The organism is Thauera sp. WB-2 (assembly GCF_027594845.1).
GTDB classification, from domain to species: Bacteria; Pseudomonadota; Gammaproteobacteria; order Burkholderiales; family Rhodocyclaceae; genus Thauera; species Thauera mechernichensis.
This window is the reverse complement of sequence record NZ_CP088935.1, coordinates 463000-477506: the sequence shown is the minus strand read 5'-3', so window position 1 is coordinate 477506 and position 14507 is coordinate 463000. Positions and strand designations below refer to the sequence as shown.

The following is a 14507-nucleotide window of genomic DNA, read 5'->3' as shown; positions in this document are numbered from 1 at the left end:
AAAATGCCGCAGTGTAAGGCAGGAATGTACATTTACGCAGACGTCAAGCCGCGGGTAGCCTGATTGGATTGTTCCTCGACCACACAAGGAGACTGTCGATGAGTATCGCTTCCACCACCCTGCGCGCGCTTTCGGGGCTGCCGGCAACACCGGCCCGTCTGTCGGAGTCGGCACTGGTCATCGTCGATGCCCAGAACACGTACCGCAACGGCGTGATGCAACTCCAGGGGGTAGAGCCGGCGCTGGACGAGTGCGCGCGGCTGCTGGCGCGTGCGCGTGCGCTGAAGATCCCGGTCGTGCACATCCAGCACGACGCCGGTCCGGGCTCGCCCTACGACCCGAGCGCCGAGTGCGGCGCAATCGCCGATAAGGTCGCGCCGGCTGCCGGCGAGGCGGTGGTGGTCAAGAACTACCCGAACGCCTTCGTCGGCACCGACCTCGATGCGCACCTGAAAGCCGCTGGCGTCAACAACCTGGTGATCACCGGCTTCATGACGCACATGTGCATCAACTCAACCGCGCGCGGTGCCTTCAACCTCGGCTATGCAGTGACCGTACCCGCCGCAGCCACTGCAACCCGGGCGCTACCCGCAGCCGACGGCAGCGTGGTCGAGGCGGCAAGCCTGCAGTCTGCTGCGCTCGCCGCGCTCGCCGACCTGTTCGCCGTTGTGGTGGCGGACAGTTCGGCGATTCCCGACTGAGCGTCCTTACGCTCAGCCGCGCGAGCGGCGGTCGCCGTGGCTGCGCTCGCTGCGCGAGGGGTGGCCGTCGCGGCTAAAGCCGCCGCCGCTGCGGCGTGCGTCACCACCCGGACGGCCGAAGCCACCGCCGCTGCCGAAGCGGCGACCACCGTTGCCAGCCGGACGCGGGCCGGCAGGCTTGCGCGGCGACGGCTCCATGCCGGGAATGGTGTGCACCGCAAGGCGATCGCCCGTGAAGCGCTCGATGGCACGGATGAGGCCGGTTTCGCGCGGCCCGGAGAGCGTGATCGCCACGCCATCGCGCCCCGCACGGCCGGTGCGGCCGATGCGGTGCACGTAGTCTTCAGCCTGGCGCGGCGGGTCGAAGTTGATGACGTGGCTGATGCCGGCAACGTCGATGCCGCGCGCGGCGACGTCGGTCGCCACCAGCACGCCGATGCGGCCCTGGCGCAGGCGGTCGAGGGTGCGGTTGCGCTGGGTCTGGTGCATGTCGCCATGCAACGCAGCAGCGGCAATGCCTTTTTCCTGCAACGACAGCGACAGCTCGTCGGCGCTCCTCTTGGTCGCGGTGAAGACCACGGCCTGGTTGAGGCCCTCTGCACCGAGCAGCGCCTCGAGCAGGCGGTTCTTGTGACCAAGGTCATCGGCGAACATCAGGCGCTGCTCGATCTGACCACGGTCCTGCTGTGCGACCTCGATCTCGATGCGCTGCGGATTGCGCGTCATGCGTTCGGCCATGCTGCCGACCACGCCGTCGAGCGTAGCCGAGAACAGCAGGGTCTGGCGCTTGGAAGACGTCGCGGCGACGATGGCGTCGATGTCCTCGGCGAAGCCCATGTCCAGCATGCGGTCGGCCTCATCGAGAATCAGCACCTCGACGTCCGACAGCTTGACCTTGCGCCGGTTGAGGTGGTCGAGCAGACGGCCGGGGGTGGCGACGACCACGTCGCACTGACGCTGCAGTTGCTTGAGCTGGGCGAACATCGGCGCGCCGCCGACCAGGCAGGCGGTGTTGAGCCAGCGCAGCGCCTTGCCGTAGGTCTGCACGGCCTTCTCCACCTGCAGCGCAAGCTCGCGGGTGGGGGTGAGCACGAGCACGCGCGGACCGCTGCCCGGAGCCGGGCGGCGATCGATGATCTTGTGCAGCGCGGGCAACGTGAAGGCCGCGGTCTTGCCGCTACCGGTGTGGCTGGACACCAACAGATCGTGGCCGGCGATGGCTGCGGGAATGGCCTGCATCTGCACCGGCGTAGGGGTGGTGTAGCCGGTCTGCTCGACGGCCTTGAGGAGTTCTGCGGCAAGGCCGAGGGTCTGGAACGTCATCTGATACTTCCTGTTCATTGCGTGCCGGCCTCTTGAAGGCAAGAGGAACGGCGGGTCCGGGCCCATTGAGTGGGCCGCGAGGACATCGCGCCACAGCCTGCCGGGCTATGCCGAGGCAGGATGCGGAGTCGCTGGTATGGCGAACGCGATGGGCGTGGCCGGTCAAACCGACAATGTCGGAAAGACCGCGCATCGGCACCAACCGGTTGTCACGAGCCAGACGATCGGAAGAACGAATGAAATCGGCGGGAGGTCGGGGGCGATGGGGCTGTGGTTACAGTCCCTCGGGCCATGGAGTGGAGATTACCTGATCCCCTGTCCGTCGCGGATTGCGCCGGTGGCCCTGCTGCTGCATTGCACAACGACGCGGAGTATAACCGCCAATCGCTCGACTGTCTCTAGAAATCTTTGAAACAAAAGAAAAAGGCTGGGGAGGCACTGTCGCGCCTGCCCAGCCTGCGGGGGCTTGCGCCCCGGAAATACGGCTGCTGCTTACTTGTTGACCGCGGCCTTGAGGGTGGCGCCGGCAGTGAACTTGGGCACGCTCGACGCGGCGATCTCGATGGTGGCGCCGGTCTGCGGGTTGCGGCCGGTACGGGCGGCACGCTCGGAAACCTCGAAGGAACCGAAACCGGTGAAGGCAACCTTCTCGCCCTTGCCCAGCTGCTCGGCGATGATGTCGAGCACGGCGGACAGTGCACGGTCGGCTTGCGCGCGGGAAACATCCAGACGGTCGGCCAGGGCCTCGACGAATTCACCTTTGTTCATGCTTTTCCTCGATTGGTGTGAGTGTGATGTGGGATATCGCGATCTACGCCGCGGATTCTAGCACCGCCGCGGATTCTGGCGCATCCGGAGCGTGCAGGATGGATGCAGGTTCCTGCGGCCTCATCTCCGCGCCTGAGCCGATCACACATGCCGCAGTGCACAATACAGCTGCCGTCCCAGGGCCAGTCGCGCTATGCTTGCAACTGAAGTCACAACAGAAAGACACCAAGCATGGAACAGCAGGACGCTGGCGACAGCGACGTCATCCACATCCGCGCGTCGCGCAATGCGAAGGGGCAGATTACCCGGGTTGCGGTGTCGCTGCCCCCGTGTGCCTGGATGGGGGCCACGGTCCTGGGGCTCACGCCCGAGCACGCCGCACAGCGCCTGCTCGACGAAGCCAGCCACAGCCCCCGAGCCCATGCCTGCGCCCTCAGCATGGCCTGTGCGGCCGCCCAAGGCAGGCCCGAGCCCGACGTGGACAGCCGCCTCGCCATCGAGCGCACGCTGGCCGCGGAGGCGGCCGACGCCCACCTGCGCCGGCTGCTGATCGAATGGCCCCCCTTGCTCGATTTCGAGCCGCGCCACAGCCGCTTCGCGGAGTTCCACCGCCGCCTGACGCTCGACCCGCATACCGACGGCCCGGCAGCGTTCGCGCTGGGCGGCGAACTGCTCGACCTTGTCGCACGCGAAATGCTGGCCGGCTTCTTCAACCAGATCCGCATGCCGCATGGCATCGGCGAATTCCTCGAGCGCCTGCAGGCCGGCGGCAGCCTGGGCGCGGTGCTCAGCGAACTGATTGCCCTCGGCCCATCGGGCGCACCAGTTCCCAAGCCCGTGTCCATGCTGGGTACGCTGAGCGCGGCGGCATGGGTGGGGACGGTCGGCGCGTGGCCCGATGCCAGCTTCGTGCGCCAGCCGGAGTACGCCGGCGAGCCTGCGGAGACCGGCCCGCTCGCGCGCCACGCCGCATCCGCGCTGGTGCGCGTCTTGCTGGAACGCGGCCATCGCGTATCGGCCCGCCTGTTCGCCAAGGCGATCGACGTCGGCGACTGCGCGAGCCGCATGCGCTACCCACTCGATGAAGAGGTCGCACCGCTGGCGGATGCCACTCAGGTCGCCCCGGGTGTCGGCATGGCGCGGGTGGACACCGCACGTGGCGTGCTGCTGTGCTGGGTAAGACTCGAGGAAGATCGGATTGCCGATTGCGCGATCGTTCCTGCCGGCGCGTGGAACTTCCACCCGGATGGCGCATTCTGCCGCGAGGCGACCTGCCCGAGCGCCGGCAACGAGGATCACGACGCAGCCCTGCTGCGCCTGTCCCTGCTCGCGCTGGCCTTCGACCCCTCTCTACCTCACCGCGTCGAACTCGTTGACGAGCGCCGCCCACGCAAGGGCAGTCCGGCGCGCTGAAGCGCGTCCGCGCGCTTCAGTCCGCGAGGCGACGGTAGGCACCGCCGAAGTACACCAGCGGCTTGCGCTCCTCGCGGTCGAAGCTGAGCACCTCGCTGATGAAGACGAGATGGTCACCGCCCTCGTAACGCTGAGTGTTGCGGCATTCGAAGCGCGCGCAGCACCCCTTGAGCAAGGGGACGCCGCCAACGCCGGTCTCGAAGTCGAGGCCGGCGAACTTGTCGTCAAGGCGGCTGGCGAAACGCTGCGAGAGTTCGACCTGGTCCTCGGCAAGAACGTTGATCGCGTAGTATTCGCAAGCCTCGAAAAGCCCACGGCTTGGCAGGTCGTTCGACAGGCTCCACACGATCAGCGGCGGGTCGAGCGACACCGAATTGAAGGAATTGACGGTCAGTCCGATCGGCTCACCCGCCGGGGTACGCGTCGTCACCACGGTAATGCCGGTGGCGAACATGCCGAGCGCGTTGCGGAAGCGGCGCGGGAAGTCGACGCCGGAAAATTGCTGTTGGGTCATGGGAGAAGGTTGGCACGGTCGACCCGCGCTCTGCTGCATTGCGAAAGAAGCGCGGATTATCGCTGCGCCGGCCGACAACGTCGACACCGCAACTGCCCCGATGCGAGAAAAACACACGGAAAAACCGCTACATGAGTGAATTTGCCACCCGCCTCACTGCCTGGCAGCGCGAGCACGGCCGCCATGACCTGCCCTGGCAGGGCGGCACCGCCCCCTACCGGATCTGGTTGTCCGAGATCATGCTGCAACAGACCCAGGTTGAAACGGTGATCCCCTACTACCAGCGCTTCCTGGCCCGCTTCCCCGACGTCACGGCGCTGGCCGCCGCCCCGGTCGAGGACGTGATGACGCTGTGGAGCGGGCTCGGCTACTACGCACGGGCGCGCAACCTGCATCGTGCGGCGCAGCGCATCATGAGCGATCATGGCGGGCGCTTCCCCACCACCGCAGCCGAGATCTCCACCCTGCCCGGTGTCGGCCGCTCCACTGCTGCGGCGATCGCGGCTTTCGCCTTCGGCGAACGCGGTGCGATCCTCGACGGCAACGTCAAGCGCGTGCTGAGCCGCATCTTCGGCGTGGACGGTTTCCCCGGGGAGAAGGCGGTCGAAAACCGGCTGTGGACGCTCGCGGAATCACTGCTTCCCGAGCGCGACATCGGCCGCTACATCCAGGCCCAGATGGACCTGGGCGCGACCCTGTGCACGCGCGCACGACCGGCCTGTGTGGGCTGCCCGTTCCAGGACGACTGCGTCGCCTATCGCGATGGTCGCATCGCCGAACTACCGACCCCACGCCCGCGCAAGACCGTACCACGGCGCAGCGCACGCTACGCGGTCGTGGTGCGCGACGCTTGTGTCCTGCTCGAACGCCGTCCACCGGCGGGGATCTGGGGTGGGTTGCTCGCCTTGCCGGAAATTCCCGAGCACAGCACGGACGTCCTCGCCTGGGCGTACGAGCGCTTTGGCCTGCGCTGCACCCCGGGTGACGGGCTGGCGCCGCTCAGCCACGCCTTCACCCATTTCGTGCTCGAGCTCCAGCCCGTGGTGCTGAACGCCGAGCCCGCAGCGCCCCCCACCATGGCCGGCGAGGCCGGCACGATGAACTGGCAGGCGCTTGGCGAGCTCGATGCTGCGGCATTGCCGACGCCGGTACGGCGCATCCTCGACGCACTGACGGCGCCGGATCTGTTCGCGAACTGATCGCGGCGCCGCATCAGCGGCACCCGCTCCCGCTCAGGCAAGGTTTGGCAGCAATCCGTGCTCACGCAGAAACTGCTGCAGGATTTCCAGGCGACTGAGCGGGTCGTCGAGTTCGAGCAGCTTCTGCTTGGCCAGCAGCGGGATGGGCAGCAACTCGGTGTAGCGCGCGCCCACCCAGCCTGCATCTTCGAAATGGTGAGGCGGCGGCAGGCGCTCGCCCAGTTCGGCGACGACCGTACGCAGCAAGGGCAGCATGTCGGCCTGGGCATCGGGCACCGGCTGCACGGGAGGCTCCTCGAGCCAGCGCACACTGGCCACAAGCAGGCCGTCGCGCTCCACCTCGTGATCCTCGATGCGAAAGCGCGCACCACCGCGCGCAAGCAGGTTGAGCACCCCGGCCTGCGCCATGTCCCACTGCTCGATGCGCGCCTCCGTTCCCACCGGATGCGGCACCGCCGCCTCGCCCACCTCCTCACCGGCTGCGATGAGGCAGACGCCAAAGCTGGTGCTTTCACGCATGCAGCGCGTGACCATGTCCATGTAACGCGGCTCGAACACGCGCAAGGGCAGCACGCCGCCGGGCAAGAGTACGGTCTTGAGCGGGAACAACGGCAGCCGGACGGGCTCGTTCATGTTGCGCCTCCTTACGGGCCGGCCTTGATGGCAACCCGGGTCGTGATTCAGCCCTGGTCAGCCCCGCCATCATGGTGCTGCAGGCGATCCTCTCCCCAGCGCGCCATCAATGCATGCGGCACGCCGAGCTGATCGAGGATGCGCGCAACGACGAAATCAACCAGGTCCTGAACAGTCTGCGGATGATGGTAGAAGCCGGGGTTGGGGGGCAGGATGCAGACGCCGATGCGGGCGAGCTTGAGCATGTTTTCGAGATGAATCGCCGAGTACGGCGTTTCACGCGGCACCAGCACCAGCTTGCGGCCTTCCTTGATGACGACGTCGGCAGCACGCTCGATCAGGTTCTGGCTGAGCCCCCCCGCGACCGCGGCCAGCGTGGCCATCGTGCACGGGCACACGACCATGGCATCGGGCGGATTGGACCCGGACGCTGGCGGCGCGAACCATTCTTCGCGGCCAAACACCCGCAAGGCGCCGGACTCGGCACCAAACCGGGCGCACAACTCGGCCTCGACCTCGGCCGCGCGCGCCGGCAGGCTCCAACCCATCTCCTGGCGGGCGACGATCTGCGCCACCTGCGAATACAGCAACCACACACGGCAGCCGGCCTGCAGCAGGCACTCGACCAGGCGCAGGCCATAGGGCATGCCGGAAGCGCCGGTAAAGGCGACGGTGATCGTGCGGGGCGTATTCATCGATACTGGCGGGAGTGAGCGGACGCCCCCAAGCGTACCCCATTCGCACGTCAGCGTGGCGCGTGCGAACTTCCGTAGGAGCGGCGCAAGCCGCGAGCTTCCTGGATATCGACCAGGCCACGTCACCTTCAACCCCTCGCGGCTGACGCCGCTCCTACCGGGGTAATCGGCCCCGACGGGCTGCCGTAGGAGCGGCGCAAGCCGCGAGCTTCCTGGATATCGACCAGGCCACGTCGCCTTCAACCCCTCGCGGCTAACGCCGCTCCTACCGGGAGAATCGGCCCCGACAGGCTGCCGTAGGAGCGGCGCAAGCCGCGAACTTCCTGGATATCGACCAGGCCACGGCGCCTTCAACCCCTCGCGGCTGACGCCGCTCCTACCGGGGTAATCGGTCCCGACAGGCTGCCGTAGGAGCGGCGAAAGCCGCGAGCTTCCTGGATATCGACCAGGCCACGTCGCCTTCAACCCCTCGCGGCTGACGCCGCTCCTACCGGGATAATCGGCCCCGACAGGCTGCCGTAGGAGCGGCGCAAGCCGCGAGCTTCCTGGATATCGACCAGGCCACGTCACCTTCAACCCCTCGCGGCTGACGCCGCTCCTACCGGGGTAATCGGCCCCGACAGGCTGCCGTAGGAGCGGCGCAAGCCGCGAGCTTCCTGGATATCGACCAGGCCACGTCACCTTCAACCCCTCGCGGCTGACGCCGCTCCTACCGGGATAATCGGCCCCGACAGGCTGCCGTAGGAGCGGCGAAAACCGCGAGCTTCCTGGATATCGACCAGGCCACGTCGCCTTCAACCCTCACCGCGGGCACCACTTACTCCAGGTAATCGCTGATCAGCACCCAGCGCCCGTCGCGGATCTGCGCCAGGCGGCCGTGACGATTGCCGAGATGGTCCTCGGGCGTGAAGCGGTAACTCGGGCTGCCGAAATAGTCGCGGGAAAACTGCATGCGCTCGAGGGTGCGCGCAAAGGCCTCCTGCGTCAGCTCGGGGCCGGTGGCCTCGGCGGTGCGCACGAAGAGGTCGGCCAGGGTGTAGCCCATCACGCTCCAAACATTGGGTTCGGCCTTGAAGCGCGCGCGGTAGCGCTCGACCCAGGCGGCGAGCTGGCTGTTGGCGCCTTCGACATAGGGATGGGGCAGCACCGACACGCCATACAGGCCCTCGACCGCCGCACCGCCCAGTTCGTGAGTCTGCGCCGAGTAGCCCGAGGCCGTCACCAGCATGTCCACCTCCCAACCGATCTTGCGCGCTTCGGCCATTGCCGCCACCGTCTCGCGCACCACGGTGGCGAGAACGACGAGATCACAGCGTGCGGCACGCAAGCGTGCAATCTGGCTCGACAGATCGGTGGCGCCGCGCTTGTAGCTGGTGCGCTCGACCAGTTCGCGGTCGAGCCGGGCGAGCGCGGCCTCGACCCCCTTCATCACTTCCAGGCCGTAGTCGTCGTCCTGATAGAGAAGGCAGGTGCGCGCATAGCCGCGCTGCTCGACCATGTGGCGGGTGGCCGCCTCCATGTAGTCGAAGTAGGGCGCGAAGTTCTGGAACTTGAGCGGGTGCAGCGGCTCGTAGGTGGCGCGGTGGGGCGAGAACGGGAACAGGTGCAGGCGGCCGGCATCGACGATGATCGGCATGGTCGCCATCACTACCGGCGTGCCCATGTTGGCGATGAAGGCAAAGGCCTGGTCGCGCTGCACCAGCTTGCGCGCGGCAAGCACGGCGCGTTTGGGATCGTAGCCCGCATCCTCCACGACCAGGCGGATCCGGCGGCCATGGACGCCACCGCCGGCATTGACCTCGTCGAAGCGCATCAGCATGCCGTCGCGCACGGGCACGCCGAGCATCGCGATCGGACCGGAGAGGTCCGAAACAGTGCCGACGACGATCTCCTTGGCATTCACACCGGGCGCTGCCGATACCGGCGCGCTGAGGGCAAGGCAGGACAGTGCAGCGAGCGCGAAGGAACGCAGGGTCTTCAAGATGCGGGTCTCCGGTGGGTGGCCAGGCCGTGCCGCCACGCCAACACTGCCGGACGGCGAACAAGCCATGTTCGACTGCGCCGATTCTCTGGCGATGCAGAACGGGCGTCAATTGCGGCATCTACTCGAGTTTACGGCCTGGCGCCCGCAATGCCGGACGGACGCAGCAGGACCACGGCCACGATCACCGCCCCGAACAGCACCAGCTCCAGGCCGGCGGCCCGCGCCCAGTCGCCGGGCAGGTGGTCGCGCAGCACGGCGATCAGCTGCGGGATGGCGACGATGACCAAGGCCCCCCAGAGTGCCCCGCCAAGACGGCGGGCGCCGCCGATGAAGGCCAGCATCAGGAGTTCGAAGGAGAACACCAGGCCGAACTGCTCCGGGCTGATGAAACCGATCCAGTGCGCATAGAGGGCGCCCGCCAGGCCCGACAGTGCCCCGCCAACGACGAAGGCCTGCATCTTGGCCGCGGCCGGCGACACGCCGCAGGCTGCAGCGGCCACCTCGTCGTCGCGTACCGCGCGCCAGGCACGGCCATGGCGCGAATCCACCAGGCGCGCGCACAGCAGCAGCGCTGCGGCCAGCGCCCCCAGGCTCACCAGCGCCTGCGCCAGGGTGGCGTCTGCGCGCCAGCCAAACACCGAGAAGCCCGCAACCGCCATGCCGGCCGCACCCTGTGTCACCGAATCCCAGCGCGCCAGCACCTCCTCCACGATGAGGGCGAAGGCCAGCGTGCTCATGCCGAAGTACAGTCCGCCGAGCCGGCGCGCGGGCAAGCTGGCGAGCGCACCACCGAGCGCACCGGCGGCAATGGCAAGAGGCATCGCCAGCAGCGGCGCCAGGCCATGCCCGACCAGCACTGCCTGAACATAGGCGCCAAGCGCAACCAAGGCCGCCTGCCCGAGTGCGATCTGCCCCGCCTGACCAACGACGATGACCACGCCCAGCCCGGCGATCGCATAGGTGATGACGAGGGTCGCCTTGCCCAGGGCGTAGTCCGCCCCCATGGCAGGCACTGCCAGGGCGAGGATCAGCGCCCACGGCCACAGATGGCGCCAGGCCGTGCGCAGGCCGCTCACCGGCCGCCCCCGCGGCGCAGCCCTGCCCCCAGGCCGTTGGGAAACAGCAGCAGCGCGCTCATCAGCAACGCGTAGGGGACAACATCCTTCGCCCCTTCGGGCAGCAGAAGGCCGGCCACGGCCTCGGCGACGCCAAGGAAGATGCCCGCGAGCAAGGCCCCGGGCAGGCTGGTGAGCCCGCCCAGCACCGCCGCGGGGAACGCCTTCAAGGCGATCAGGCCCATGTTGAGGTGGATGAAGGTGACCGGCGCAAGCAGCAGCCCGGCCACCGCTGCCAGCGCGGCACCCAGCGACCACGCCAGCGTGTGCATGCGTGCGACCGGCACCCCCATGAGAGCGGCGACACGCGCATCCTCGGAGCAGGCGCGCAGCGCAAGGCCGGCACGGGTATAGCGGAAGAAGGCCGCGAGCGCCGCCGCAAGCACCACGGTGGCCACCACCACCCACACATGGCTTGCAGCCAGCACCAGGGGGCCGATGGCGTAGGTATCGGCGGCGAAAGGCAGGCGGTGTACCTCCTGCGCCGCCGCCGGCAGCGAGGCCACGCTGCCGCGCATCATCATACCCAGGCCAAAAGTCAGCAGCACCGCCACCAGGTGCGGCTGACCAATCGCACGACGCAACACGGTACGCTCGAGCCCGGCACCGAGCACACCGACGAACGCCACCGCCAGCGCCGCGGCCAGCCACAGCGGCCATCCGGCCCCCAGATGCAGGCCAAGTGCGGCAAAGGCCCCGACCATGAGCAGATCGCCCTGCATGAAGCTCACCGTTTCGGTGGCCTTGTAGATCAGGACGAAGGACAACGCGACCAGGCCGTATACACAGCCGATCGCGATGCCGCTGGTGAGGACCTGGATGAAGGCGAGCATGATGGGGGCGAAGCATAGCCGATCAACGACTCGCGACGCCCCGTCGCACACAAGCACCGCAGGGGCAGGCGGTCGGACCCCGAAAGGCTCGCGGCGGGTGGCTTTGCTGTAGGAGCGGCGCCAGCCGCGAGCTTTTCGGGGCTTGCGACACGCCCCGTCGCCTTCAAACCCTCGCGGCTGGCGCCGCTCCTGCGGGGTGAGCCTAGGGCTCGGCCAGCTGGCTCAGCCCAGGAACTGGTCGTACACACCTTGGCGCCACAGCAAGATGGCGACCGCGATGACCAGCAACAGGAACATCCAGGTTCCCCAGGGGCGCTGTTTCTCGGCGTAGGGGTCGGACAGCGAGCGCGCGGCCCCAGGCGGCAGCGCAGCGACCCCGGTCAGCGCGGCACCGAAGGGGATGTTGATGCGCGCACGCGTGTTGACCGCCCAACCGTTGGCGTCGAGCAGCGGTCCGAGGTTGCGCTGGCGCAGCTTCAGCCAGGCCATCAGCATCGACGGCCCGGAGATCAGCAATACGATGCCGACCACGACCAGAGGCATCTGCCACGCCGGCAGCGACAGAAAGCCCGACACCACGGCGGCCAGCGCGGTCCCCAGCGCACCGAGGGCGAGGCCGATGGCGGCGAAGATACCGGCGAACTTGGCGATGTCGAAGGCCTGGGCCGGTGCAGCCGGAGCGGCCGCTGGCGCCTCGACCTTCGCGCCGGCATCGGCGACGCCGGCTGCAGCGCGCTCCTCGACCGCCTTGTCGCGCGAGGCGGCGAACTTCTGGATCTGTTCGCCGATCATGCGTGCAACACGCTTGTAAGGCGACCAGAAGGCCTGGCGCACGCTGATCGGCGCCTCGACCACCTGGACCACACTGGCGTTCCAGTCGCGCCCCTGGCGGTCGTAGAACACGCCGTTGCGGCCAGGCACCATCATCTCGTCGGCATCGCCGCCGGTCATCGCCGCCACGATGGTCATCGGCGCCTCGCCCTGGCGGGCGCAGTTGCAAAACACCAGGTAGGTGCCCGAAAGCGGCGCCAGCGCACTGTGCCGCCCCATGTCGGCCACGCGCAGGCACAGGTCGCAGCTGCGCTGGTCGAGGTAAAGCGTGCCGGCCTGGAAAATGGCCTTGGCTTGCGCGCCATAGAAGTCGCTGAGGGTGACGAAGTTGCGCAGCAGCGTGACCAGGTCGCGCTGGTAGCGGACAAGGCGCTCGAGCGCATCGACCTGAGCAGCAGCGGTCTCGGCCCTCAGGTCCTGCTCGATCAGGGCGAGCAGATCGGCCTGTACGCTGCCGCCGAGCAGCGCACGCAGTTCGTCAACCGGGATCGCCACCACCGGACTCGCCGGCTGCGCCGCCTGCCAATCGCGCCAGGCCGCGAAGCGGGCGGCGAGGTCCTGCCATTCGGCCTGCGACAGCGCATCGCGATCACCCAGAATCGGCGCGACCACCTGCTCACGCAGCGCCGCGATGCGCGCCTCCCAGGCCGGATTCAAGCCCGCGGCGAGCGGCAGCGCACGTCCAGGCTCGACACGGGCAAGCGGCAGGGCCGCCACACCGTCGCTGCCTGCAGCCAGCACCTGCTCGGCAAGGCCCTGGTATACGCTGTCCGCGGGGTTCAGCGCGTCCGCCGCACGCGCGTCGAAAGCGGCCAGGCGGCAGCGCGTGAAGAAGTCCCCCACCTTGTCGGCGACCGCATCGAACACGGCAGCAGCAGCGGCCGTCCCCGCGCCCAGCGGCAGGATCTGCGCCGGGTCGGCCTCGGCCAGCGCCTGCCAGTCGGACACCGCCTGCGCAGCGGCAAAGAAGGTCTCGACCTTGCCGGCGTCAACGCCAGGGGTGCCGCTGCGGTCATCGATTGCGCCGAAGCAGTCGATGATGTGGCCGATTGCTTTCACGACCCCGGCATCGGTGGTGAGTCCGGCCGGCACCACGCCGTCACCATTGAAATGGTCGGGCGCGAACAGCCGGGTGGTGTCGGCGAGGTCCTCCACCGAGATCGACTCGGCATCGGATTTATCGACATAGGCGAGCACCTTGCGTGCGGTGGCGAGCAGGCGAGCACCCTCGGGGTGCTCGCCATCGATCGCCGCCAGCGGCAGGGCAGCGGGAGCGCGAAAGAGAACCTCGGGTTCCTTGAGCACCGCACATACCCAGCGCACCGCGGCAACGATCTCGGGCGCGCGGATGCGCCCGTCGCCATCGGCATCGAGCAATTGCAGCGTGCGGGTGTCGAACTCCAGCCCTGAGGTCGGGCACGCGAGCACCGACCACAGCTTCTGATCGAGCTCGCCGAGGTGGCGCAGGTCGTCCGCGGTCTCGATGCGGACCTGGTCGAAGCCGCCGGACCGGAAGAAACGCCACTGGTAGGGCTTCTTGTTGTCGCCTTGAGTGCTCATCGAATGCTCCCTGAAATGTTCTTGTTTCCAGCCCTCGCGCAGGACTGGACTTCACGCGGGATATTGCGCCGGAATGCAGGCGAGAACAATCGCGCGCGGGAGCGATCCGCAACGCCGGCGGCATCAGCCCGCCCGTAGCGGGCAGCCGCTCAGCCGTAGGCGCCGACGAAGGGGTTGCTGTCGCGCTCCTCGCCAAAGGTCGAGGTAGGGCCATGGCCGGGGATGAAGGTGATGTCGTCGCCGAGCGGGAAGAGCTTGTCGCGGATCGAACGGATCAGCGTCTGGTGGTCGCCACGCGGGAAGTCGGTGCGCCCGATCGAGCCCGCGAACAAGACATCGCCGACGATCGCCAGGCGCGCGCCCTCATGCACGAACACGACATGGCCCGGCGTGTGCCCTGGGGCATGGATGACCTTGAAGGACTCCTCGCCGACCGTCACCGTGTCGCCGTCCTCGAGCCAGCGCTCGGGCTCGAAGGTCTCGACATCGGGGAAGCCGAACATCTTGCTCTGCTGCGGCATGCCCTCGATCCAGAAGCGGTCCTCGGCCTGCGGGCCTTCGACCGGCACACCAAGCTTGCGCGCCAGCTGCGCGGTGCCGCCAGCATGGTCGATATGACCATGGGTGATGAGGATCTTCTCGACGCTCACGCCGAGCTTGGCGACAGCCGCCAGGATGCGGTCGATGTCGCCCCCCGGATCAACGACCGCGGCCTTTTTCGTCTTCTCGCACCACAGGATGCTGCAGTTCTGCTGGAAGGGGGTGACGGGGACGATGGTGGCCTGGATCATGGGCGGTGGGCTCCTGTTTGCGTGTTCGTCCGCCAGTTTAGCCGATGAAAGGCTCGCGGCTTGCGCCGCTCCTGCAGCACCGCGCACACGCCTCCCGCCCCCCTGTGTGAGCGGCGCCAGCCGCTAGCCATGCCTGTCATGCCGCGG

13 protein-coding genes are annotated in these 14507 nt (G+C 68.1%); 3 read left to right on the top strand and 10 right to left on the bottom strand.

All coding sequences use genetic code 11. The features are described from left to right. The first annotated feature begins 98 nt into the window (after nucleotides 1–98). Entirely contained in the window at nucleotides 99–701 is a 603-nt protein-coding gene (locus tag LQF09_RS02040) for a cysteine hydrolase family protein (protein ID WP_002931808.1), read from the top strand. A gap of 12 nt (nucleotides 702–713) precedes the next feature. Here LQF09_RS02040 and LQF09_RS02035 read toward each other — a convergent pair whose 3' ends face one another. Then, nucleotides 714–2024, bottom strand: coding sequence for a DEAD/DEAH box helicase (locus LQF09_RS02035; RefSeq protein WP_002931806.1), 1311 nt, complete (start codon nucleotides 2022–2024; stop codon nucleotides 714–716). Between the two features lie 492 nt (nucleotides 2025–2516). After that, nucleotides 2517–2792, bottom strand: a complete 276-nt coding sequence (locus tag LQF09_RS02030) for an HU family DNA-binding protein (protein ID WP_002931801.1) — start codon at nucleotides 2790–2792, stop codon at nucleotides 2517–2519. Between the two features lie 231 nt (nucleotides 2793–3023). Here LQF09_RS02030 and LQF09_RS02025 point away from each other — a divergent pair, with 231 nt between their 5' ends. Beyond that, nucleotides 3024–4205 carry a hypothetical protein gene (locus tag LQF09_RS02025; RefSeq protein WP_270069037.1) on the top strand — a complete coding sequence of 394 codons (1182 nt, stop codon included), beginning with the start codon at nucleotides 3024–3026 and terminating at the stop codon, nucleotides 4203–4205. Nucleotides 4206–4221: 16 nt separating this feature from the next. On the opposite strand, the gene LQF09_RS02020 is transcribed toward LQF09_RS02025, so the two are convergent. After that, on the bottom strand, nucleotides 4222–4719 hold the full coding sequence (locus LQF09_RS02020) for a flavin reductase family protein (protein WP_002931796.1): 498 nt from the start codon (nucleotides 4717–4719) through the stop codon (nucleotides 4222–4224). A 131-nt stretch (nucleotides 4720–4850) separates the two neighbouring features. On the opposite strand from LQF09_RS02020, the gene mutY reads away from it, so the two are divergent. Further along, complete coding sequence (gene mutY, locus LQF09_RS02015) at nucleotides 4851–5918, top strand: A/G-specific adenine glycosylase (protein ID WP_270069036.1); 1068 nt, start codon at nucleotides 4851–4853, stop codon at nucleotides 5916–5918. Between the two features lie 33 nt (nucleotides 5919–5951). Here mutY and LQF09_RS02010 read toward each other — a convergent pair whose 3' ends face one another. The 7 genes from LQF09_RS02010 to LQF09_RS01980 form a co-directional block, all read right to left on the bottom strand. Next, complete coding sequence (locus LQF09_RS02010; RefSeq protein ID WP_270069035.1) at nucleotides 5952–6551, bottom strand: LON peptidase substrate-binding domain-containing protein; 600 nt, start codon at nucleotides 6549–6551, stop codon at nucleotides 5952–5954. Between the two features lie 47 nt (nucleotides 6552–6598). Further along, complete coding sequence (locus LQF09_RS02005; RefSeq protein ID WP_002931792.1) at nucleotides 6599–7246, bottom strand: flavin prenyltransferase UbiX; 648 nt, start codon at nucleotides 7244–7246, stop codon at nucleotides 6599–6601. An 817-nt stretch (nucleotides 7247–8063) separates the two neighbouring features. Further along, the gene (locus LQF09_RS02000; protein ID WP_002931790.1) at nucleotides 8064–9227 is read right to left on the bottom strand and encodes an ABC transporter substrate-binding protein; all 1164 of its coding nucleotides are present in this window, start codon (nucleotides 9225–9227) and stop codon (nucleotides 8064–8066) included. Nucleotides 9228–9358: 131 nt separating this feature from the next. Next, nucleotides 9359–10306: a branched-chain amino acid ABC transporter permease gene (locus LQF09_RS01995; protein WP_002931785.1), complete on the bottom strand. Its 948-nt coding sequence runs from the start codon at nucleotides 10304–10306 to the stop codon at nucleotides 9359–9361. Beyond that, complete coding sequence (locus tag LQF09_RS01990; RefSeq protein ID WP_002931783.1) at nucleotides 10303–11178, bottom strand: branched-chain amino acid ABC transporter permease; 876 nt, start codon at nucleotides 11176–11178, stop codon at nucleotides 10303–10305. Before LQF09_RS01990 ends, LQF09_RS01995 begins: the two co-directional genes overlap by 4 nt. 222 nt (nucleotides 11179–11400) lie before the next feature. Continuing rightward, complete coding sequence (locus LQF09_RS01985; protein ID WP_270069034.1) at nucleotides 11401–13569, bottom strand: hypothetical protein; 2169 nt, start codon at nucleotides 13567–13569, stop codon at nucleotides 11401–11403. Between the two features lie 149 nt (nucleotides 13570–13718). Beyond that, entirely contained in the window at nucleotides 13719–14360 is a 642-nt protein-coding gene (locus tag LQF09_RS01980) for an MBL fold metallo-hydrolase (RefSeq protein ID WP_002931778.1), read from the bottom strand. Between the last annotated feature and the right edge of the window lie 147 nt (nucleotides 14361–14507).

Excerpts from the sequence above, each read along its gene's own strand:
- LQF09_RS01990 (WP_002931783.1), bottom strand. The coding sequence starts at position 11,178 with ATGCTCGCCTTCATCCAGGTCCTCACCAGCGGCATCGCGATCGGCTGT.
- LQF09_RS02040 (WP_002931808.1), top strand. The coding sequence starts at position 99 with ATGAGTATCGCTTCCACCACCCTGCGCGCGCTTTCGGGGCTGCCGGCA.
- LQF09_RS01985 (WP_270069034.1), bottom strand. The coding sequence starts at position 13,569 with ATGAGCACTCAAGGCGACAACAAGAAGCCCTACCAGTGGCGTTTCTTC.
- LQF09_RS01980 (WP_002931778.1), bottom strand. The coding sequence starts at position 14,360 with ATGATCCAGGCCACCATCGTCCCCGTCACCCCCTTCCAGCAGAACTGC.
- mutY (WP_270069036.1), top strand. The coding sequence starts at position 4,851 with ATGAGTGAATTTGCCACCCGCCTCACTGCCTGGCAGCGCGAGCACGGC.
- LQF09_RS02035 (WP_002931806.1), bottom strand. The coding sequence starts at position 2,024 with ATGACGTTCCAGACCCTCGGCCTTGCCGCAGAACTCCTCAAGGCCGTC.
- LQF09_RS02010 (WP_270069035.1), bottom strand. The coding sequence starts at position 6,551 with ATGAACGAGCCCGTCCGGCTGCCGTTGTTCCCGCTCAAGACCGTACTC.
- LQF09_RS02025 (WP_270069037.1), top strand. The coding sequence starts at position 3,024 with ATGGAACAGCAGGACGCTGGCGACAGCGACGTCATCCACATCCGCGCG.
- LQF09_RS02020 (WP_002931796.1), bottom strand. The coding sequence starts at position 4,719 with ATGACCCAACAGCAATTTTCCGGCGTCGACTTCCCGCGCCGCTTCCGC.
- LQF09_RS02005 (WP_002931792.1), bottom strand. The coding sequence starts at position 7,246 with ATGAATACGCCCCGCACGATCACCGTCGCCTTTACCGGCGCTTCCGGC.
- LQF09_RS02030 (WP_002931801.1), bottom strand. The coding sequence starts at position 2,792 with ATGAACAAAGGTGAATTCGTCGAGGCCCTGGCCGACCGTCTGGATGTT.